This is a genomic window from Paraburkholderia sp. MM5496-R1 (assembly GCF_050436205.1).
GTDB lineage: Bacteria > Pseudomonadota > Gammaproteobacteria > Burkholderiales > Burkholderiaceae > Paraburkholderia > Paraburkholderia tuberum.
Genome location: NZ_JBNDLT010000003.1, coordinates 2131888 through 2153429 on the forward strand (window position 1 = coordinate 2131888; position 21542 = coordinate 2153429).

At 56.9% G+C, this 21542-nt stretch carries 17 protein-coding genes and 1 pseudogene; 13 read left to right on the forward strand and 5 right to left on the reverse strand.

The genetic code is table 11. From position 1 onward, the window contains the following. Positions 1–11: 11 nt before the first annotated feature. The 4 genes from OKW38_RS36005 to OKW38_RS36020 form a co-directional block, all read right to left on the reverse strand. Entirely contained in the window at positions 12–917 is a 906-nt protein-coding gene (locus OKW38_RS36005; RefSeq protein WP_429365267.1) for a GlxA family transcriptional regulator, read from the reverse strand. A gap of 120 nt (positions 918–1037) precedes the next feature. Continuing rightward, positions 1038–1250, reverse strand: coding sequence for a hypothetical protein (locus OKW38_RS36010; RefSeq protein WP_143037197.1), 213 nt, complete (start codon positions 1248–1250; stop codon positions 1038–1040). A gap of 407 nt (positions 1251–1657) precedes the next feature. Beyond that, on the reverse strand, positions 1658–1873 hold the full coding sequence (locus tag OKW38_RS36015) for a hypothetical protein (RefSeq protein ID WP_429365268.1): 216 nt from the start codon (positions 1871–1873) through the stop codon (positions 1658–1660). A 93-nt stretch (positions 1874–1966) separates the two neighbouring features. Further along, positions 1967–3220, reverse strand: coding sequence for a glycosyltransferase WbuB (locus tag OKW38_RS36020; protein WP_090806297.1), 1254 nt, complete (start codon positions 3218–3220; stop codon positions 1967–1969). Between the two features lie 606 nt (positions 3221–3826). On the opposite strand from OKW38_RS36020, the gene OKW38_RS36025 reads away from it, so the two are divergent. From OKW38_RS36025 to OKW38_RS36085, 13 genes and pseudogenes are all read left to right on the forward strand, one after another. Then, positions 3827–4669, forward strand: a complete 843-nt coding sequence (locus OKW38_RS36025) for an aldo/keto reductase (RefSeq protein ID WP_429365269.1) — start codon at positions 3827–3829, stop codon at positions 4667–4669. Continuing rightward, a complete protein-coding gene (locus OKW38_RS36030; protein ID WP_429365270.1) occupies positions 4659–6209 on the forward strand; it encodes a GMC oxidoreductase in 1551 nt (516 codons plus the stop codon). Before OKW38_RS36025 ends, OKW38_RS36030 begins: the two co-directional genes overlap by 11 nt. Positions 6210–6275: 66 nt before the next feature. Further along, a complete protein-coding gene (locus OKW38_RS36035) occupies positions 6276–6914 on the forward strand; it encodes a putative colanic acid biosynthesis acetyltransferase (protein ID WP_429365271.1) in 639 nt (212 codons plus the stop codon). Then, the gene (locus OKW38_RS36040; RefSeq protein WP_090806289.1) at positions 6877–7746 is read left to right on the forward strand and encodes a glycosyltransferase family 2 protein; all 870 of its coding nucleotides are present in this window, start codon (positions 6877–6879) and stop codon (positions 7744–7746) included. The genes OKW38_RS36035 and OKW38_RS36040 overlap by 38 nt, the downstream gene beginning before the upstream one ends. A gap of 50 nt (positions 7747–7796) precedes the next feature. Continuing rightward, positions 7797–8948 carry a glycosyltransferase gene (locus OKW38_RS36045; protein WP_429365272.1) on the forward strand — a complete coding sequence of 384 codons (1152 nt, stop codon included), beginning with the start codon at positions 7797–7799 and terminating at the stop codon, positions 8946–8948. A gap of 141 nt (positions 8949–9089) precedes the next feature. Next, complete coding sequence (locus tag OKW38_RS36050) at positions 9090–10517, forward strand: lipopolysaccharide biosynthesis protein (protein WP_429365273.1); 1428 nt, start codon at positions 9090–9092, stop codon at positions 10515–10517. A gap of 24 nt (positions 10518–10541) precedes the next feature. Beyond that, positions 10542–12614, forward strand: a complete 2073-nt coding sequence (locus tag OKW38_RS36055) for a hypothetical protein (protein ID WP_429365274.1) — start codon at positions 10542–10544, stop codon at positions 12612–12614. Between the two features lie 46 nt (positions 12615–12660). Continuing rightward, positions 12661–12801, forward strand: a pseudogene (locus OKW38_RS36060) (DUF6429 family protein); the annotation flags it as partial. Positions 12802–13112: 311 nt separating this feature from the next. Further along, the gene (locus OKW38_RS36065) at positions 13113–15359 is read left to right on the forward strand and encodes a polysaccharide biosynthesis tyrosine autokinase (protein ID WP_429334076.1); all 2247 of its coding nucleotides are present in this window, start codon (positions 13113–13115) and stop codon (positions 15357–15359) included. A gap of 57 nt (positions 15360–15416) precedes the next feature. Further along, positions 15417–16535: a GDP-mannose 4,6-dehydratase gene (gene gmd, locus OKW38_RS36070; RefSeq protein WP_090806278.1), complete on the forward strand. Its 1119-nt coding sequence runs from the start codon at positions 15417–15419 to the stop codon at positions 16533–16535. A 45-nt stretch (positions 16536–16580) separates the two neighbouring features. Then, positions 16581–17963 carry a hypothetical protein gene (locus OKW38_RS36075; protein WP_429365275.1) on the forward strand — a complete coding sequence of 461 codons (1383 nt, stop codon included), beginning with the start codon at positions 16581–16583 and terminating at the stop codon, positions 17961–17963. Further along, positions 17948–19114, forward strand: a complete 1167-nt coding sequence (locus OKW38_RS36080; protein ID WP_429334074.1) for a glycosyltransferase — start codon at positions 17948–17950, stop codon at positions 19112–19114. Before OKW38_RS36075 ends, OKW38_RS36080 begins: the two co-directional genes overlap by 16 nt. Positions 19115–19152: 38 nt before the next feature. Then, positions 19153–20211: an IS630 family transposase gene (locus OKW38_RS36085; protein WP_429365276.1), complete on the forward strand. Its 1059-nt coding sequence runs from the start codon at positions 19153–19155 to the stop codon at positions 20209–20211. 170 nt (positions 20212–20381) lie between these two features. On the opposite strand, the gene OKW38_RS36090 is transcribed toward OKW38_RS36085, so the two are convergent. Beyond that, positions 20382–21332 (reverse strand): GDP-L-fucose synthase family protein, encoded by a 951-nt coding sequence (locus OKW38_RS36090; RefSeq protein WP_429353954.1) that lies wholly within the window; start codon positions 21330–21332, stop codon positions 20382–20384. Positions 21333–21542 lie beyond the last annotated feature (210 nt).

Consider the following 21542-nt stretch of genomic DNA (forward strand, 5'->3'; position numbering starts at 1 on the left):
CTGTTCGTACGTCAACTCTTTCGTCGACTCTGCGTCCGGAACTCAGTAGGCGACATCGAGAGCTCTTTACGGAAAAGCTTCGACAGTCTCTCTCCGTTGCTAAGACCGGTTCTACGAGCGATCTTGTCCACCGGAAGATCGCTGTTGGCGAGCAGCTTGCACGTAAGATCGAGCCGCGCACCAAGAAGGTACTTTGAAGGCGTAACACCGAGCTCCCGTTTGAACAGACGCAGGAAATTGCGCTCACTCATCGAAGACGTGCGCGCCGCATCGCCCACCGATATGGGCTTCGCGCAGTTCTGGACGATCCAACGCGCCGACGCACGTGCTTTCTCGGCGAGCGTCCTTGCATCCATCTCTTCGAACGCGGGGGCCAATGTACGCCCGCCATCCGAGCCGAGACGGTCCGCCACGCGCGCGGCCAACTCCGCTCCCAGATCCATCTTGAGCAGTGCGAGCGAGGTCACCAAAGCCTGATCGCGATCATGCTCCGCAGCGCTCGCGGATAACGATCGGAGACGGATATCATGCTTCATCGAAGGCCAATCGCGCCGCGCCACGCCGGCAGCCGACAAAACCATGTGCCCATTCCCGATCGCGGTGACACGGACGCCTCTTGCACAAACCAGTCGCAACAGATCAATTAGGTTGTCGTCGACGGAGGCGTGCGCGACACCACTTCCGCTGGGAACGAAGAGGTTGTCGAGACGATCGAAATCGCGCGTGGAAAAATGCTCTGTCCAAACCATCATCGATGACGAGCACGCAACCGCTCCACCGCCAGCCGAGATGAGGTTCACGCGATATGTCACGGAATGATTCGAACTTTGCGATTGTAATTCATTAGCGATATGCAGAGCTTCGGCGAGCGTGCCGGCGTCCAGCAACGAAAATCCGTCATACAAAATAATCGCCACGTGCTTCACGATTGTCGAACACTGAACAGACCGAATGTCCTGTCTCGGACAATCAAGCGGTGCTAGCGCGTCAGATAAGATTGGCGTCATGCGGCCTCCAGTTCGGCAGGTTTCTATTCGTCACACGGAAAGAAGACAGGATTTCCATGTGTCGTCGGACTTCGATTCTCGCGTTTTCAGATTTATTCTCGCCGTTTTAATCGACAAGGTTTCAGGCGAGAAAAATACGTTGCCGAAGGGCGGTGGTGCAAGCCCGGCATCCAGGTCGCGGCGCGCGATAAAAACGACTGTCAGCGGAAAATGCAGCGGCCTTGCCTCAGTGTCGAGATGCAAGGTGTCCGCCTCAAAATAGCGGAGGCGTCACTGCAATATGGGCAGCAACCCGGTAATCAGAAAGAAAATAGTAATAACAAGCAATGAGAATCAGCGAGGTTCCCATATATCGGTATTCCTGGTTCAAGCGCATTCTTCATATAGTAAACTTTGAAGGTAAACTGGCGAGATAATAAGCAGTCGTGCCACGTAAATATCGTTACACGCCATAACTTACCGCGTGAAAAAAAATCCCACCAATTACTTTCAACCTTTATCGGCCGGACAGGGCTAAGTTTTGACTTAATGAAACTACGGCGCGTTCAACTGGCCGCATACCCTGGTGAATTAGTAGGGAAGGTCTGCAAAAGTCCTGGTGTTGACGTCAAGGTGGACGAAAAGCGCTGCAAGGCGAAGCCGCTTCAGATCTAGTCCCGGCTAATACATCTGATTGAATCATCCATGCCCATTGCTTCACCGAGTCTCGTGACCGCAACCATACAAATCCGGTCTCCGGCCTCTTCAAGCGTGATGGTCTGTTCTTTGTAGGCCAGTGCGATCGCCTCCACTGCACGCATAAAGAACTCCGACTCCTCATCCGTCCAGTCTACGGGAAGGTCAGCACTAAGCCCTTCTGAATTCATCCCTGCCTCCTTAGGATACCTTGTGAGGTCCACGAAGCAAGCTGGATCTCGCTCATTTGCGCTAGCACCGGATCCGAAGACTGTTAAGTGGGCCTACGTCGTCGCGCGGTCTCCGAGGTCTCGTTTACCGAGGACTGAGCTGCGAAGCCGTGCCTCAAACTGGAGGAGAATCGTTTCTTTCGAGAAATTGGATGCGGCGTATTGCCGTCCGAGGGTGCCAAGGCGCTCACGAAGCGACGGGTCGTCGGCGAGACGAAGGATGGCGTGTGACAATGCCGTGAAAGAGCCGGGCTCGACTGCGACACCGACCGAGTTGATGACGCTCCATAACTCGGTACCTTCATTCGCAGTCGCAATTACCGGTCGGCTGCTCGACAGCATTGGGCCAAGCTTCGAAGGCATGACGAGATCCGCGGCGCCCGCAAGCTGCGGAAGGACGTGTATGTCCGCAGCCGATAGCAATTCATTGAACCGCTCTTTAGGTTGCAGCCCGAGAAACTTGACGTTCGGTACGTCACGGGCCTTTTCGAGCAGGACATCTTTTGCTGGTCCAGCGCCACAGATCAGGAACATGATGTCCGCGCGCCACGTGAGAAGCTTTGCAGCGTCGACAATGATTTCCAGACCTTGCTTAAGTCCGAGATTGCCTGAGTAGAGGACGACCAGCGCTCCGTGGCCGATGGTGAGCTGCGCGCGATAGGGGTTGTCCGTGCTGTTTGGATGCGCGTGTTGAGTATCGACCCAGTTGGGAAAGGTGAAAGCTTTTTCCGAGGAGACCCCCTTCTGCACGGCGAGCCGTGTCATCGCTGCGGAGGGTGTCGAGACGACGTCGGCGCGTGACATCAACCATCTTTCCACGCGCAAAGCGAGCTTTCTTGCGACATGGCCTTTCAGTATGCCCAGTCGAAACGCTGCGTCGACTTCGTAGTCCTGTACATGAAGCCAACATGAGGCGCTGGCGACGCGGGCGGCGAACAACGCGACGGGAGACGCGAACAAAGGTGGCTCTACGAGCCACACGGCGTGCGGACGCCACGCGATCTGCCACAGAGCGGCCGGACTCGCGAAGACCGCGAAGCTCATCAGATGTAGCACGCGTTTCAGACCCGACGGGCGCTTGGGGCACCAGAAGGGAACGCGTATGACGGAAACGTTGTTGATTTGCTCAGTCGAGTACGTCAACGCGTTATAGCCAGCCTTGATGCGCCACTCAGGATAGTATGGAGACGCGGTTATCACGCGTATCGTGTGCCCCTGTAATGCGAGCCACTCCGCAAGCTCCGCGGAGTACTTTCCCACCCCTGTCACCTCTGGGGCATAGTTGAGCGAGATTATCAGCACTTTCATTGAGTAATCCACATCTTGGGAAAAAGAAGATCAAGTCTGCGTTGGGCACGGGAACGTGCGACCCATGCGTTCGGACTCTGACGGAGGCTATCGTTCCGTGGCTTGCTCGCAGTCGCATTCGTATTCGCGTTGTGTCAAAGCTGCGCGTTCGCCTTTTGATTCGAAGATCGCAGATATCAAATTGCCCGGTCGGACAAATGCTTGTCGTGCCTCGCCTAGATGGGCTTCGCCAGCCAGGACATATGATCGCAAGTCGTGTGGGCGCAGGAGGCCTGATGCCGGTCTCTTGCCACTCGCGGTGGGCGAAAGCCGACAACTTCTTGCCAATTTCCGTCTTGACCGGGGACATCAGGGCGCGGCGCTTATATTCCTTTCACGTCGACGAGATTCAAGTTCGCTACATGCAATCGCGTGAACACGCTGTGCTAACCCATAGTGCTCGGTATACAGCGGCTTTGACGGAGAGCTCGTACAACCATGCCATGGATACTGACACGGTTAATCTGGCGGACTACGCACAGACCTTACTAAGGGACTGACGTCTTATTGCCGCGGTAACGCTGATCGTGGGTAGAACATTCTCGTCATTCAATTCAAGGCGCGGGCTTGACCAGCATTCAGCGGGAGCTAATCGTGCAAAGCGTTCAGTTGACCGGGACTCCCATCGTACTTTCGAGATTCATATTCGGCACCGCCAGTCTTTTCAACAGTGGCTCCGAAAAAGCAAGACGACGACTATTATTCTCAGCGGTGGACGCCGGGTTCACCCATTTCGACACGGCCCCCTACTATGGCTTTGGCTTGGCCGAGCGCGATCTTGGCCACGTTCTCAAAGCACGACCGGAGGTCACTGTCACCACCAAAGTCGGTATCTATTCGCCCGGCGGCGAGGAGCAAAGCGGAGCCGCTGTTTTTGTTCGCAAGGCGACAGGGCGCTTTATAAAGACCATCTCGGGTCCAACGGTGGATTTCTCAGTTGCCCGAGCGAAGAAAACACTCGAGGGCAGTTTGCGTCGTCTGAAGCGTGACTCTATCGACATCTACGCGCTGCACGAGCCTGAACTTTCCCTGCTCAATACTGATGAATGGTTGAAATGGCTCGAGAGTCTCCTACGCGACGGAACGGTCCGTACTTTCGGCCTCGCGCTAACTACGGATAAGGTCGAACCGTTCCTCGCTGCCGGCTCCGAACTGACCCGCTTCATTCAGGTCCACGACAGTCTCACCGGTCGCGAGGCCGACGTACTGACCTGCTACCGCAAGCCCTTCCAGATCACTTATGGTTATGTCTCCGCGTCCCGCAAGGAGGGGTCGCCGCTGTCAGTGACAGAGGTTCTGCGTCGGGCACTACTTCGCAATACCGATGGCGCAATCATCGTGAGCACGAAGCAGTTGGCCAGGCTGCAGCAATATGCCCGGCTCGTGGAGGAAACGGCCGATGCTCAATGACCTGGGCGGGCAGGGCGCAATTTCGCGGGCAGCCGATTTCATAGTCATCGGCGCGGGAACCGTCGGCCTACCGATCAGCGTACTACTGGCGCGGAAGACAGGCGCAACCGTCATCTGCCTGGAAACCGGCGGATTGCGCCAGGAAGAGGACACGCATCCGCTCAATGAAGTCGTCCAGCAGGGGATGTTCTACAAGGGCGCCTCGCACGGACGTTTCCGATGCCTGGGCGGTACCTCGATGCGATGGGGCGGGGCCCTCATTCCCTTCCAAAACTCTGATCTCTGCAATGCCAACTGGCCGATCTCACTCGATGAACTAACCCCTTTCATCGGTGACGTCGAGCGGCTATTCTCCCTGGAACCGGGCCCGTATTTCGACGTCTCCTTTCCGTTCGAACTCGGTGGGACCCATGTCAATCGTCTCGCCAAGTGGCCAGAATTCCGGAAGCGCAATGTAGCGGCGTTGTTGGACGCTGACGTCGCTGCGGCAGCCAACCTTCAGGTATGGTTGAATGCCCATGTCGTCAAAATCAAAACTCAGACTGAAGGCGTCCGACTGGAAGCGGTATCGCAAAATGGTGACAGGCTAGCTATCTCGGGGAGGAAGCTCATCGTCGCCGCTGGCGCGATCGAAACAACCCGTCTGGCATTGCTAATCGACCGTCAGAACAATGGAGCCGTCTCCGCCCTTACGTCTGCGCTCGGCCAAAACTTCACGGATCATATTTCCGCAGAAGTAGCGGAAATCGTCGCCTCCGAAAGCGCTTTGCTAAATAAGATCGTCGGCTTTCGATTCGGCGCCGCCGGTTCAATGCGCAATATTCGTTTCGAGCTAGCGCCACAAGCGGAGGCGCGGCGGCATCTGCCGCCAGGTTTCTGCCACATCGGGTTCGAGGTTGAGAAACCCGGTGGCTTTGATGTGCTACGGGAGATATTCCGGAATGTACAGCGTCGTAAGTCACCGCCGCCACGAGTAATCTTCGATTTGATTGCGGATACCCCTTGGCTTGCGCGCGCCATGTGGTGGAGGCTCGTGAACAAACGTCTACTGTTTCCCGCCCACTCGCGCCTGATTGTCCATGCGGTGGTTGAGCAGCTTCCATCTCCCAACAATCGTATCACTCTTAGCGATACGTGCTGCGACCGCTTTGGCTTGCCACTCGCTGAAATCAACTGGAGGTTGTCCAAGGAAGACAAAGAAAACTTAATCGAGACATCAGAACTATTTAGAAGAACTTGGAGAACGAGCAAATTCGCCTCGCTTGGCGTATGGAAATCGATCGAGCCACAGCAAATCTGGGCCAACATCGATAACGCAGAAGGCATCTTCCATCCGACAGGTTCGACTCGCATGGGTGCTTGCCCCGCCGATGGCGTGGTGGACAAAAACCTCAACCTCTTCGGTGTCGCGAATGTCCAGCTACTTGCCACGTCAGTCTTGCCGACGGGAGGTGGGGCGAATCCGACCATGATGCTCCTGCTGCTGGGGATGCGATGTGTCAATCAGCACGCTGCCGGCAGCACCCCGCCAAAAGCTTGATGCTTTCCGCCAACCGCGGGTATTGAGCCGTGTGGACGCTACGATGGTCCGTTGAGAGAGGAGTCTATGCCTAAAGATGCAATCAACCGGCAAGGCGTTCGTCCGAGCATAATCCTGAAAGGCGTGAATTCGAGACAGGGACCTTCATTTTCGTTGTCGAACAGATTTCTGAGGGTTCTTTGGGGCGTCGTCTATATCGTTTTCTTCGTGCCGACGCCGCGTGTCTTTCATGCGTGGCGTCGCTGGATTCTGCGACTATTCGGGGCCACTATAGGCGCAGGTGTTCACGTCTATCCGCGTGTGCGCATCTGGGCGCCATGGAATCTTTCGATCGGCGACTTTACAGGCGTTGCCAATGGCGTGAACTTGTATTCCATAGAACGCATCACGTTAGGTGAGCGTTGCACGATATCGCAGGACGCGCAGCTCTGTACAGGAAGTCACGACTACAACCATCCGACGTTTCAGCTAACTGCAAAGCCGATTATTGTGGGATCGGACGCGTGGGTGTGCTCTGAAGTCTTCGTTTGCCCTGGCATTCATATCGCGCCGGGAGCGGTTGTAGGCGCGCGATCAGTGGTAACGCGGAGTCTGCTGGATGAGTGGACTGTGTATGCCGGCATGCCAGCAAGGAAGATTTCTCTTAGAGTCAAGCACGGAGAGCCCAATGAGCAAAGTGTCTGTACTAGTGCTGACGAAGAATGAAGAACAGGATTTGCCTGGTTGTCTTGAGACCGTCATCGGGTGGTCCGACGACATCCACGTATTTGATTCGCTCAGCACAGACGGGACCGTCGCGTACGCTCGCTCGGTATGCGCGAACGTGATCTCCAGACCATTCGACGACTGGTCCACTCACCAGAACTGGGGATTGAAAAACATCCCATTCAAGCACGAATGGGTGCTGTATCTGGATGCCGACGAGCGCGTTCCCCCATTGCTCGTGCCGGAGATTGAAAAGGCGGTCTCGAACGCCGGCGATGCGGTGGCGTTTCAGATTAGACGCCGCGACTTCTTCAATGACAGGTGGCTCAGGCACGTGCAGGCTTCACCGTACTTCGTTCGGCTTTTCAGGCCCCAGCATATCCACTATGAACGGCTCGTCAATCCCGTCACCGTGGTGGATGGCAAGACTGGCCGGCTCGACGGCTATCTCGATCACTTCCCTTTCAGCAAGGGGCTATCGCACTGGCTTTCACGGCATAACGCCTACAGTTCGCTGGAAGCAGATCAGTTCCTTCGCAATAAGGCGAACGGCAACAAGTTCAGCCTTTCCAAGGCGCTGTTTGCGGCCGATTTCCAGACTCGCCGCTATCATCAAAAGCGCCTGTTCTACCAACTTCCATGCCGGCCGGTGATCAAGTTCGTTTTACTTTACTTGGTTCGTCGAGGCTTCCTCGACGGACACCCGGGCTTGGTGTATGCGACGCTGCAGTCGGTCTATGAGTACTTCATCGTTCTAAAAGTCAGGGAGAAGATGAGGGCGGCGAGAACGCAAGTCGATCGCCCTACGTTAAGCGAAGAATTGAAGAGTTGAACCGCGCATGCGCGTTATGATGAATGTCAGTGTCAGCCGGAGATCCCGCGTTGAAAACCCTTCACATTATCTCGTCAATCGAGCGAAGGTATGGTGGTCCTGCTGAGGCGCTCAAACGGCTCGCGACGGAGCTCCGGCTTTTCGGACACACTACCGACATTGTCTGTCTTGACTCATCTATTGATGCTGACAAATCGGACGACAATGCTTTCGATCTGGTTGTGAGGCTAGGCCACCACGCTGGCAAATACGCGCTCAACTTCAGGCTTGTTAGGTGGCTGACACAGCATGCAAACCGGTACGATGCAATTATCGTAGACGGCATATGGCAGTTCCACAGCGCGGCGGCCGTTCTCTCGCTTCTTCCGAAAAAGATCCCATATTTCGTGATGCCGCACGGCATGCTCGATCCGTGGTTCAACATCGGCCGCCCGTTGAAACATGCCAAGAAGCTAGTCTATTGGATATTTGTGGAGCGTCATGTCATCAGCAATGCGAAGGGGGTTCTCTTCACCACCGACAGTGAGCGCGAACTGGCGCGCTTGGCGTTTCCGCTGTACAGGGCGAAAGAGCTGATGATGATGATTGGCACGGCACCGCCACCTTCGACGGAAACGTTGGACGTTGCGCAGCGGCATTCGCTAGCGACGCCGGGCAAGATTATCCTTTTTCTCGGGCGAATTCACGAGAAGAAGGGCTGCGACTTGCTAATCCAGTCGTTTCACGATCTCCAGAACTTGAGCACCGACTATCGCCTCGTCGTCGCAGGCCCCGATGATCATGGACTCGGGGCGAGATTGCGTCGCGAGGCCGTGCGGCTCGGCATCGCGGATCGTGTTAGCTGGCCTGGCATGGTAACGGGGGCGCACAAGTGGTCGCTGCTGCGCGCTGCCGACGTCATGGTTTTGCCCTCGCATCAGGAAAACTTCGGCGTGGTGGTGGCCGAAGCACTAGCGTGCGGCGTGCCGGTGCTCTTGACCGACAAGGTCGGAATCTGGCAAGAGGTTGTTGCCGACGGAGCCGGGTTCGTGGACGACGACACGCGAGAGGGTATCACCCGCCTTCTGACGCAATGGGCAATGCTGCCGGACGACGAGAAGGTTGCGATGCAATGTTCGGCAAAGCAGTGTTTCAACAATCGGTTTCATATCTCCAGAGTCGCGCAGAACTATATCGCGTTGATGAGCAAGCAGGTCGCGTAAGCATTTCTGCTTTAGCACACGCGTGCAGGATGGCTGTCGCAGGAAGTTGAGTTCGTCAGCGCGATTTTACGCTCAACCGTTGCTGCCCTTTCCGGGACATTTCATTCGCGGAAGAGCAGCGTCAGAGGATCACACGCTCCAATGCCGCTTGCAGATAATTTTTTCGTGCGCGCACCGGTCTCCATCCTGCGGCTCTGTTTTCGTCGCTTGCCGTTTGGTATCGGAGCCTCGGAAGGGCGCGACAGGGATCGCTATGTGCGCGCCGCGCGTTCCGCTGCATGCAATGCGGTGAGTGCCGCGATGGGCTTTGCGGTAGTGCTGCTCTCGGTCTCTTTGACGCTTCCGTATCTCGGGCAAGAGCGCTTTGGCATCTGGATGACAATATCAAGCCTCGCAGTGATGTTGTCGGTGCTTGACCTTGGCGTGGCGAATGGCCTCGTCAACCTGGTTGCGGACGCGAAAACGAGCGGCGATCAAGAGAAACTGCAGACGATTGCGACTCGCGGCGTACTGCTGCTCGTGGTGATCGGCGCAGCCGCTGGGGCTGTGCTCGTTGGTGCCGTGAGGTTGCTGGACTTCCAAAGGCTGCTCAAGATCGAATCGGCAGACGTCACAAGAGAAGCGGTGGAGTCAACCGTGGTTTTCATCACGCTGTTTTGCGTGAACATCCCACTAAGCGGCGTGAGAAAGGTTTTTTATGGTCTTCAGCGAGCATGGGAGCCACATATCGCTGCTGCGATCGGATACTTTTTCTCGCTACCGCTTCTTTATTTCTGCAACCGCTATCGCGCACCGTTGCCGTATCTCGTGCTTTCTACCTATGGCATGCAGGTCGGCACGACGTTGATTCTCGTTTGGCGTCTTCGCCGGGAGCGGATTTTTCGCGTTCATCGCGGCATATGGCTGGGAACGGGGTGGCAGGACTCGAGGCTGCTACTGCGGACGAGCGGCATGTTCCTGATTCTTCAACTTGGCATGATATGCGGCAGCGCATGCGATCCCCTGATCGTTTCAAACATTCTCGGCGCGAAGGAAGTGGCGCGACTGGCCGTTGCGCAGCGGTTGTTCCAGGCGATCACCGTCGGGATGGCCATGCTGTCGGGGCCGCTCTGGGGTCTCTATGCCGACGCACACTCGCGCGGTGAGAAGATGTTCATCAGGCACACGCTGAAGGTGTCCATGGGCGTCACGGGCGGCATCGCGGTGCTGACAAGCGCGCTGATTCTGGCAGCTTCGCCCTGGCTTCTGAAGGTTTGGACGGGCAATCACCTGGCTGTACCTTTCCCATTGCTGTGCGCGGCGGGGATGCTGGCGGTGGTCGAAGCAATGGGAAACGCTTTCACCATCTTTCTGAATGGAATGAGCGAATTACGCCCCCAGTTGCTTGCCGTGCTGATCTTTAGCGCGGTATCCATTCCGCTCAAGGTATGTCTGCTCTTGAAGTTCGGCACAGTGGAATGGGTGGTCTGGTCGTCCATCATTGCGAGCATCATCGCCGACTATGGCGTCTATATCGGCCTCTGCAGGAAGCAGATTCTTGCGCACGCGTCGCTCGGTCCGCTTTCGTGACTCTCACACCCACCTTCTGAACGTATGGCCGACTTCCAGGAAAAGTTGCGGTTGGCGGGGGCCGCGCTCAAAAACAGACGTGGAGCCTTGAGGACAATCATGGCCGCCTGCTTCGGCCTGTCTGGCGCATCTGCACAAGCGGCGCAGCGGCAGGCATCGGGACTGCAGCCGTCGCACACGCAGAGCGGTTCGACCTCGATGCAGCCCGTGACCGACTTGTCGCCCGACGACAGGGTGATAGTCACCAGGTCTTCGCTCGCATACACCGAAATCCGACACCTCGCTGAATTTGTGCTTGCGCAAGGTCCGATTCAGGGCTACGCCAGCTTGCGTGACTACGGCGGACCGCTTACGAGACTGCTCGTTTTTCAGCACGCTGCGGGCGAACGCGATTTGGATGCTGCATATTATTGGCTCGATCCTACCGACGTCTTGAGCCGGGACAATGGTGGCACAGTGCTGGTTTCGAAGAGCGGAAAGCGTTGGAAGCGCGTATTCGAGGGCGACATCCACGCCCGATGGTTCGGTGCACGCGGTGACGGCACGACGGATGACGGTGACGCGATCAATCGCGCCGTCGCATTCGCAGGATCGCTCTATGCATCGACGGGCCGGACTCAGTGCGTTGTGCTTGATAACGGCACGTTCTACCTTGCAGCCGCGCGCGGAACGCTGGCCATCCCTTGTCACGACGATGGCACGGTTAAGCAGGGAAAAGGCAGCAGACTCCCGTCTGAGCCTGCCATGCGACAGCCCTATTGCGTAGGCGTATGGCCGGGGGTCAAACTATATGGACATAACGCCGTGGTGAAGGGCAACTATCGCTACGGCATGGCGGACGCGTCGCAGCCAGTCACTTTCGGCTTGCTCGATCAATTCGACACGGCGATGGATGCAGGGCTCGAGAATCTGACATGCGTGGATTGCTTCATGGCTTTTGGCGCCCTGTCCGCGACGCTCGCAGGCTGCATCTTCGACAGACTTCACTTTGTCGGCTGCGGGGTGGGTATCTATGCGGCTGTGCTGGAACAGTGCACGTTCAGCAATATCGAGGCGCTGCGCACGGGCGTCCCTGTTCTTGTCGGAGGGCAATGGGTCGATCGCAACGACGACTACAACGAACGAGGCGGCTTCGCGGACAAGTGCACCATCATCAACGTACGTAACATCTATGACCGCGTCTATGGCGACGATGAGCGCAAGATCGATCAATGGTTCGATGCCACGTTCTTCAAGTCAATCAACAGCGAGCGCAGACTCAGCGCGCCGACTAATGTCGCGTCACCGGCGAGGGCGTATCCCTATCGGGGCATTTGCGGATTCTGCATACGCGTCATGGCGCGCTATGCGCGCCCTTCGAATAGCAATGTCTTCATGCAAATAACGCACGCTTACTCGCCGCGTCCAGCGGTACTGGTTGACGCATGCCAATCGGCTGTCTTCAACGGCGTTTATATGGAACGCGTCGGCTATCGCGACCATCGCAAGCGAACCGGGGCCGTTGGCGCCGGATGGGACGATCCTTATCTTGGTCATGGCGTCCTCGTGCCGGCGTTCATAGGAGAACTCGACGTCTCCTCCTGCGTTGCCGGTGTCAACATCCAGCAGTCCTTCGGCGGTTCGGTCGTTCGATCTGACGGCCCTGTCGGATCCGTCCAGTCATCGGACTGTGTTTTCAAAGAACCGCAGCCTCGCTACACCCTGCCTGCCACCACTTTCACCGACGATGTGACGATACGCAGTGGAGCGCTTCGCGCATTGGAGGATGCCAGGCATCGGATCGGTGGATTGGGCCTCTACACCGTGCATTTCGATGGCGGCAGTTTCGACACTGAGATTTCCTGCCCGAAGGACGAAGAAGGGCATGCAGTCATGGTGCTGGTGTCACGCGATGCGAACCGCGTAGAGAGCGCGTCATCCGGTCTCTATCTGCTGCAGCTTTCGCGTAATAGTACGAGCGCTCCGGTTGGAACGCTCGTGTCGGGAAGCGATGTCCTGCGTTTTGCTGTAAGTCCGCGGAACATGCTGGAACTACGAGCTACTGTCCATGGCGCACACCACGTCGTGATGATCGGCAACCGGCCGTTCGAAACTTAGACCGACCCCGCATCTGGGGCAAAGCTGATCAAGTCCACCGCAGACTCTCAACCGGCTGCATGAACGAGGGCTCATTGCCGATCCGGTCAACAAAGCGAAATCCGTGGTGCTGACGAAGGACGGCCTGCGAGAATCTGAACGTCTCTTCAAGCAGCACTTCGTCACCGCTGGCAGCAAAACCGATTAATGAAACGAATTTCCAACTCACGACACCAGGGGTCACGCTACTGGCCAGTGAATCGTTTCATTCTAAACGACCGTCCTATCGGGCCCGACAACATCTTGGCGATTTCGGTCTCGACACGGCGCAAGCAGCAGGCTTATCTAAAATAGACTGCGGCGGCGAATGTTCCGCATTCTCGAATTTCAGTCATTGAAGTCGTAGCAGAGTACCTGTCGAAATGGACGCACGGTCAATGCGTCGCGTCGTCGCTCCCGTAACTGGTTGCCCCTGGCGTTATCCCGCTGCCGGGCGCAAAGCACTCCACCCGAGAAACCATGGCCTCAAGGAAACAGATCACGCGCGATGATCCGCTGCAGGGCGACGAGATCTCCATCTCGGATTACCTTCGCACAATCGGCGAGAGCTGGCGTCTAATCGGCATGATTGCGCTCGGCGTTCTCGCGCTGGGATCGTTGTACGGCCTGATGCATCCGACCTTGTACCGGGCCGATGCGCTCATACAGATTGGCACACCCGCGTCCAGCTCTCCCGAAGCCGAAGCGTTGGGCCGGCTTGCCTCGATATTCGATTCGAGGGTGAAAGCCAGTGCAGACGCCGAGATGGAACTCATTCGCTCACGCCTGGTGGTCGGCGAGGCGGTGCAGCAACTGAATCTCCAAACTACGGCGCAACCTCGGTACTTCCCACTTATTGGCCGTTGGATCGCGCGACTGCGCAGCGGATCCGCCAGCATGAAACCCCTTTTTGGACTGCGGCAGTTCGCCTGGAGCGACGAGTCGATCGAAGTATCGAAATTCGATGTTCCTCATGCTGCAATCGGCCACGAATTCATCGTAAAGGCGAGACAGGCCCCGTACTTCAAGTTGATTGCACCTGACGGCAAAACGCTCGGAACAGGAGAAGTCGGCCACGAGCTGGTGGTGCCTTTCGGCGACGGCAAGGTGCATCTTCTCGTCAATGAGTTATCCGCTTCTCCCGGCGGTGAATTTACACTGAAGTCAAGTTCGATAGAGGCCACGATCCTCGCGCTGAAAGATGCTTTGGTCATTTCAGAAAAAAAGTCGCAAACCGGCATGATTGGTGTTGCCCTGGAGGGACCCGACCCGGTGCGCACTGCGGACATCGTCAATGCGGTTGCTCAGCAGTATCTCGCTCAGGATCTCGCAAGGCGTACGTCCGAGGCCGAACACTCGCTTCTCTTCCTCGAGGGTCAATTGCCGAAGCTGCGGGACGAATTGCAGCAGGCAGAGGATAAGTACAACGCTTTTCGTAATAGCAATGGAACCGTCGATCTGAGTGTGGAAAGCCGGTTGTTGCTGCAACAGGTTGTCGATCTCGATACCGCCTTGCGCGGCCTCTTGCAGCAGCGCGACGACCTCTCGCAGCATTACAAGGAGGGTTACCCGCTACTTACGGCGGTGGACTCGAAGATCGCCCGCTTGCAACAAGACCGCGAAGCGCTGAGCCAGCGTGTTGCCAGTTTGCCGGATAAGGAGCAAAACGCAGTGCGACTGATGCGCAACGTTCAGGTCGACACAGACCTCTATACGAATCTCCTGAACAGTGCGCAACAGCTTCGTGTCGTCAAGGCGGGCAACGTAGGCAACGTGCGCATTGTCGATCTCGCGGTGCCCCCCGAGAAGTCGAGCAAGCCTAACTGGCAGGTACTATTGTCGTTGTCTGCCGTGCTTGGGCTTGTACTGGGAATCGTCACCGCGTTCCTTCGCAAGGCGGTGTCTGGTGGAATCGAGCGAAGCGCCGAGATCGAGGCAGCCCTTGGAATACCCGTTTGCGCTGTCGTGCCGCACAGCGAACGGCAAATTCGTTTGCAGGAGGCAATACGCCGCAAGGCTCCGGGCATACATGTGCTTGCTGCGGTATGGCCGGGGGATGTCGCGGTCGAAGGCGTGCGAAGCTTGCGAACAGCGTTGCAATCGATCGGATCGGAAGTCAGGAACAATGTCGTGATGATCACAAGTTCCCGTCCTGGGGTAGGAAAGTCGTTTGTCGCGGCCAATCTTGCAATCGTGTTGGCGACAGGCGGGAAAAAGGTGCTCCTGATCGATGCCGACATGCGCATGGGCGACATACACAGATCCTTCAACCCGGCTGGCGGCCCCGGCTTGACCGAGTTGCTAAAAGGTGCGGCGTTTGACGACGTGGTCGTGCGCGATGTCATGAATGGCGTCGACCTGATCCCGCGCGGGGGCGAGACGCCAAACGCCGCGGACTTGCTTACGACCCGGAGACTGAGCGAGATACTCGATGTTGCATCGCGGCGGTATGACGCTGTCGTCGTCGATACGCCGCCTGTGCTTGCTGTCACCGATGCAACGCTGATCGGCCGGCAGGCCGGTACAACGCTGCTGGTCGTTCGGCACGGTCGGCATCCGGTGGACGAACTGTATGAGGCGCTCAACCGGTTGCGCAGTAGTGGCGTGAACGTGGCAGGAACTCTCTTTACCGATGTTCCGCTCGACAAGGCGCGATACGGTTCAGGCTACGGCAGGTCGGACGGGTACGGCAAAAGCGGCGGCGAGTCCAATGTCAGGACAGCCTGAACGAATCGCAAGAAGTATCACGCACACAGCGAAGTATCAAAACAAGGAGAAGGAACCATGTCGAACAAGGTTGCACTGGTCACCGGTATCACAGGCCAGGATGGCTCTTATCTTGCTCAATTCCTGCTCGACAAAGGATATGAAGTGCATGGCGTCAAGCGGCGCACCTCGCTCTTCAACACGGATCGCATCGACCATTTATACGAGGATGACCATGCATCGCAGCGCCGCTTTCATCTTCACCATGGTGACCTGACCGACTCGTCGAGCATCTTGCGAATTATTCAGCGGGTGCAACCGGATGAGATCTATAACCTCGCCGCGCAAAGCCACGTTGCGGTTTCGTTTGAAGAGCCTGAGTACACGGCGAACGCGGACGGCCTGGGTGCGCTGCGCATGCTGGAAGCCGTGCGAATTCTGGGCCTCGAGAAGACCGCCCGGTTCTATCAGGCGTCGACATCGGAGTTGTTCGGACTCGTGCAGGAAGTGCCGCAACGGGAGAACACGCCCTTTTATCCGCGCAGTCCGTATGCGGTAGCGAAGATGTACGCGTACTGGATCACGGTCAACTATCGCGAGGCGTATGGCATATACGCTTGCAACGGCATTCTGTTCAATCATGAATCGCCCGTTCGGGGCGAGACGTTCGTTACGCGCAAAATTACGCGCGCCCTCGCACGTATTGCAATCGGTTCGCAGAATTGCCTTTACCTTGGCAATTTGTCGGCGAAACGCGACTGGGGACACGCGCGCGATTACGTCCAGATGCAATGGCTCATGTTGCAACAGGACGAGCCGGAAGACTTTGTCATTGCATCTGGCGTGCAATACAGCGTGCGCGAATTCGTTCAGCAGGCGGCGTGCGAACTCGGCATCAAGCTTCGGTTTGACGGAAGCGGAGTCGATGAAGTCGGGATAGTCGAAAGTGTGAGCGGCCGGGAATGCCGGGTCGCGCCCGGGACGGTCATCGTGCGAGTGGATCCTCGCTATTTTCGACCGACAGAGGTCGAGACCTTGCTCGGCGATCCGTCGAAAGCCCACGCGAAGCTGGGATGGGCACCGACCGTGACGTTCGGCGCTCTTGTGAGGGAAATGGTGTTGTCCGACTATCAGATCGCCAAGCGGGATGCGCTGATCACGCTGGCTGGCTACAGGGCGTTGGAGCATCACGAGTAAGGACGAAGTTTGGCCGAGTCGGCATGTAACTCAGGAGCGTGTGGAATGTCGCCGCGTTTCGTATTTTCACTCGCAGTCTTTACGGTCTTCGCGGCAGGCTTGGCTCAATACGCGGATCAGGCGCTTGGCGCGCTCGGCACCGGAGCAATCAACGTCTGGAACTTAAATTCGGCCGCCATGGATGACGCAGGTGCTGTCAAGTACGTGAAGGACGCGAGCATCGCCTTGATCGGAGTCGGGTGGCCTCTTGCGCTCGGTTTGAATCGCTTTCGGGGGGGAATGCGTACGTTTATTCTGATGTTCTTCACGTGGATTCTTTGCATCGTATCGGTGGGACTCGTGCCGTTCATCGCAGGTTGGACGCCATTGTTCTTCCTACCTGCGGGATTGCGCTGGGTTCTGCTGATTCATGCGTCATTCGGCCTGTTTTTGTTCGCGAGTTTGCTGCCGGCCGAGAAGCAGGGACAAACGGCCCTCGTCCTCGCATTGCTCGCGCTTGCCGCATTGGACTTTTACGTGGTCCTGCGACAATGGATACAACTCGGACAAATACAGCAGGTTCTATTTATGCAGGATCGGTACACGGGCCTGTTCAGTAACGCGGCGCTAGCAGGTATGTATGCGATTTCGCTTGCAAGCATGGTGCTCATTCTGGACCGCGCCCGGCTGTTGTATCGGCTTATATTGCTCTCCCTCGCAGTCGCGATTGCCGTCTCTTCGGGCACGCGATTCGCTATGCTCAGTATCGCGTCCATCGTCGGCGTAGTAGTTTGGGAAACGCTTGGGGGACGGCTGAGCCGTAATGATCGGATGCTGCTGGTGGTGACTGCGCTACCGATTGCTATTTTGCTCGCAATCGTTGGCTATTCTCACATGGTGGAAGCGGTCGGCCGCGGTGATGTGCTGACTGATCAACTCGACGAAGGCGGTCGTTTATCCAACCTCGGGAAGATAGCGGAGCAGTTGTCAGAGGCAACTCCGGGAGAACTCTTTTTGGGGCGGGGCCTCGGCGTAGGCACGAACACAGCCGTCATGCTCCTCCAGCGTGCGGGCGTCGACCCTGAGCAATACCGGTTCAATCTGCTCATCGATAACGCCTTCGTGACGATGCAGTTTCAAATCGGAATTGTGGGTATGCTAATTTTCGCGACGGGTGCGACGGCGTTTTTCTGGCGCATCCGTCCGCGTCATTCGAGGCGTCAGTCGGTTCGCTATGTGGTGTTCGTTGGGATCACGATTGCAGCCTGCATGGACATCAACCTATTCGAGCAGTATCCACTGGTGACGACGCTGATGCTCTGCTTTGGGGACATCTACGGGTGCTCTCTCGGCGCGTATTTGTCCACGCGTCGATCACGTGGCGTTGACTTGCGTGGCACTGAAGCAGGAGTCGCTGACGTGGAGCAGCAAAAATGCTTGTTTTCATAGCGCCTTACAGCGCCTCTAATCGTGGGGCGAATGTGAATCTGGGCGCCGCACGCAAGGTGGAGTTTTTTCTGGCGCTGGCATCGCAACTTTCCAAGGATGTTCTTTTGATCAATACGGGCCACATAGAGGCAGGATGGTCACGTAGAAAATGTCGGGATTCCGTCATCGGCACGCAACGCATTCGGGAGATTTCGCTTCGCTGCTACCCTGTAAGGCCCATCGGCAAGCTGCTGAACCTTTTCGAAGTCTTGGCGCTGAGCGATGAGATAGCGAAGGTCGGCAAGCCCGAAGCCGTATGGATCTATAACGCTTACGCATTCGAGTCGATGCTCGCTCGCGTGCTGACGCACCGGTTCGGTGCGCGCCTGATCCTCCAGTTCGAAGATTGGCTGCTTTCTCGTCGCCGCTGGCATCCGAAGCCGTTGCTCGACTTCATCGCATGGCGATATGTGTTACCCGCTCCATCGTTATGTCTTGCGGTTAACGATCACTTATCGACACGCGAACATCAACGCAGCGGTTGTCCCGTGGTGCTGTGTCCGGGCGTGGTGTCGGACGATCTCATTGAAGCTTGTGGACAGCGTCGTCCATTCTCGCGAACGGCAGATGCTAGAACGATGGTTGGCTATTTCGGTGGGCTGAGCGTCGAGAAGGGTGCTGACGTGGTTCTCGACCTGATCCGGAAGTCCGGCGGACGCCTCATGTTTCACGTCTGCGGAACGGGTCCGCTGGCACGCGAGTTCGTCAGGCTGTCCGCCGAAGATTACCCGGTGCACTTCCACGGTCGGGTGGACGAAAGAGTCTTGTTCAAATTGATTTCCGACTGTGACGTGCTGGTGAACCCGCATGTTTCGATAGAGAAAATGGGTAACGGGGTCTTTCCTTTCAAGGTTGTCGAATATGTCGCGTCGGGAAGATTGGTCATTTCCACCGAACTTCCCCCGATGAGCATGAAGGAGATTCACGACGCCATATGCTTTGTTTCCGCGGATGCAAGGTCCATCGCCGATGCGTTGGCAAACGCAGAGCAGACGTATCGCCGCAAACGCATGAGCATCGAGCGGGCAATGAAAGCAGCCGCCCAACTTCTGACGCGAGACGCGCTAGAAAGGTCGATATCCAGGGCTTTGAGCAGTCGAATCAAGGACTAGTCCATTGAACCAATGAAATTGCACTGAGCTAATAGTGCATGGGCAAAATGAATCTGAGTGAAACCGAGCGCGAAGAGCTGATGTCGATGCAGCGCAGCCGCACGATGGCCGTTGGCCAGGTGAGGCGTGCGCGGTTGATCTTGCTGCTCGACGAAGGAGCCTCGCGTGCGGCGATCATGGCGGAATTGCGTTGCGATTCGCGTTTCATTACAACGTGGCAAATGCGTTTCACCAGTGAGCGTTTGGCTGGGTTGTACGGCAGACATCCAGGCCGGGCGCCGCGACCTGACCTGGCAGTCCTTGAAGCGAGAGTGCTCGACTACACACTGCGACGTAAGCCGGCCGACGGCTCGACACACTGGAGCAGCCGCAAACTGGCGGCACAGTTGGGCATGGCCTTCGTGACGGTGCAGCGTATTTGGCGCAAGCACGACATTCGGCCACATCGTCTCGATACCCACATGGTGTCCAACGATCCCGACTTTGAGGCGAAGGCAGCCGACGTGATCGGGCTGTACCTCAATCCGCCGTTGCATGCGGTGGTGTTCTGCGTGGACGAGAAGACAGCCATCCAGGCGCTGGATCGCAAGGACCGGATGTTGCCGCTCTCGCCTGGACGCGCCGAGAGCCATGGCTTTGAATACAAACGCAACGGCACCCTGAGCCTGTTCGCCGCATTGAACGTTGCCACCGGTGAGGTGCTGGGCGAAACCGCGCCCCGCCATACCAGTGCCCAGTTTGTTGCGTTCCTCACGGAGGTGGTATGGGCACAGCCGTGCGGAAAGGAGATTCACGTGATCTGCGACAACGTGAGCAGCCACAAAACCAACGCCGTTCAAACATTTCTGGTTGACCATCCGAAAGTGTCGATACATTACGCCCCGACGTATTCGTCATGGCTGAATCAGGTCGAGAACTGGTTTGCACGCATCCAGCGCGACGACATTGCGCTTGGCGTGTTCACCAGCACCAAGGATCTCAACAAAAAGCTCATGCGTTATATCTGTCAATACAACAAGCAGGCGCGCCCATTGAAATGGAAATACTCCGATCCATCGCGGCGAATCCGATGCAATTCATCCGGTTCAACGGACTAGGCCGATGCGTTGATCAAGCCGCTCTAACCGGAATGACCTGTCGTGGCCTTGAAAGTGACATGATTTGCTGGCATCGAGGGACAGGAACCGCAGTCGGCAGACGGGTACCCTGGATACCAGGGGCGGAACTTCAATCCGTGGTGCAGGATCGCGCACGCCGCGTGAATTCGTCAGGCGCTGGCGAGCCCGGTACGCTGCACGTCATTCTCGAAGTCGGCGTAGGTTGAGGCGATGCCCTCTCTGAGCGTAATCGTGGGCGCCCAACCCAGAGCGGCGAGCTTCGATACGTCGAGCAACTTTCGCGGCGTCCCATCGGGCTTCGACGAGTCGAATCTCAGCGATCCAGAAAAACCGACGACATCGCAGATCAGTCGTGCGAGGTCGGCAATCGCTATGTCCTTTCCATATCCGACATTAAACATGCCCTCGACCAGGTCGTTGCTCAGCAGGACGAGAACCGCGGACGCCAGATCGTCTACATGAAGGAATTCCCGTCTCGGCAATCCGGAGCCCCATACCGGGAGCGATTCGAGTCCGTTCAGCTTTGCCTCGTGCGCCTTGCGGATGAGCGCGGCCAGCACATGGCTGCCTTGAAGATCATAGTTGTCGTTGGGGCCGTAGAGATTCGTGGGCATCACCGATATGAAGCGCGTTCCGTATTGCTTGTTATACGCTTCACAAAGCTTGTGACCCGCGATCTTTGAGATGGCATAAGCCTCGTTGGTTTGTTCGAGAGCGCTCGTGAGCAGGTAATCCTCTTTTATGGGCTGAGGGCAAAGCTTTGGATAGATGCACGATGAACCGAAGAAGACGAGCTTCTGCGTGTGACTCTTGAATGCTGCATGAATCACATTGGTTTCGATGACGAGGTTCTCGTAGAGAAACGAAGCCGGCTGAGTCGAATTGGCATGAATTCCGCCGACTTTGGCTGCGGCCAGAAGGACGACGTCTATATGCTCTCGAGCGAAAAAATCCATCACGGCGCGCTGATCCAGCAAGTCGAGCGACTGTCGCGAGGCCGTGATCACGTGATCATATCCGGAACTGGCAAGGCGCCGAAGGAGAGCCGAGCCGACCATTCCCTTATGTCCGGCGACATAGATGCGAGAGTTTCTGTTCATGTGAATGGCCAATAGTCGAGAGAGACACGTCGGTCGGAACGTGAGTTGCCCCGCCACTTGATTCAAAGGGCTACGACGTGCGGTTTCATCAGCTTAGCAATGCATATGGACCATTCAAGGTCATGGCGGACGGTGCCAATATATTGGCGCGGTCCGTGTGCACCTCTGCGCGGTCGTTGCCGAGGATATAAAGATGCGCGAGGTGACGCT

Coding starts and splice junctions, on each gene's coding strand:
- OKW38_RS36015 (WP_429365268.1), bottom strand. CDS start 1,873: ATGAATTCAGAAGGGCTTAGTGCTGACCTTCCCGTAGACTGGACGGAT.
- OKW38_RS36020 (WP_090806297.1), bottom strand. CDS start 3,220: ATGAAAGTGCTGATAATCTCGCTCAACTATGCCCCAGAGGTGACAGGG.
- OKW38_RS36030 (WP_429365270.1), top strand. CDS start 4,659: ATGCTCAATGACCTGGGCGGGCAGGGCGCAATTTCGCGGGCAGCCGAT.
- OKW38_RS36035 (WP_429365271.1), top strand. CDS start 6,276: ATGCCTAAAGATGCAATCAACCGGCAAGGCGTTCGTCCGAGCATAATC.
- OKW38_RS36040 (WP_090806289.1), top strand. CDS start 6,877: ATGAGCAAAGTGTCTGTACTAGTGCTGACGAAGAATGAAGAACAGGAT.
- OKW38_RS36050 (WP_429365273.1), top strand. CDS start 9,090: ATGCCGCTTGCAGATAATTTTTTCGTGCGCGCACCGGTCTCCATCCTG.
- OKW38_RS36055 (WP_429365274.1), top strand. CDS start 10,542: ATGGCCGACTTCCAGGAAAAGTTGCGGTTGGCGGGGGCCGCGCTCAAA.
- OKW38_RS36065 (WP_429334076.1), top strand. CDS start 13,113: ATGGCCTCAAGGAAACAGATCACGCGCGATGATCCGCTGCAGGGCGAC.
- gmd (WP_090806278.1), top strand. CDS start 15,417: ATGTCGAACAAGGTTGCACTGGTCACCGGTATCACAGGCCAGGATGGC.
- OKW38_RS36075 (WP_429365275.1), top strand. CDS start 16,581: ATGTCGCCGCGTTTCGTATTTTCACTCGCAGTCTTTACGGTCTTCGCG.
- OKW38_RS36080 (WP_429334074.1), top strand. CDS start 17,948: ATGCTTGTTTTCATAGCGCCTTACAGCGCCTCTAATCGTGGGGCGAAT.
- OKW38_RS36085 (WP_429365276.1), top strand. CDS start 19,153: ATGGGCAAAATGAATCTGAGTGAAACCGAGCGCGAAGAGCTGATGTCG.
- OKW38_RS36090 (WP_429353954.1), bottom strand. CDS start 21,332: ATGAACAGAAACTCTCGCATCTATGTCGCCGGACATAAGGGAATGGTC.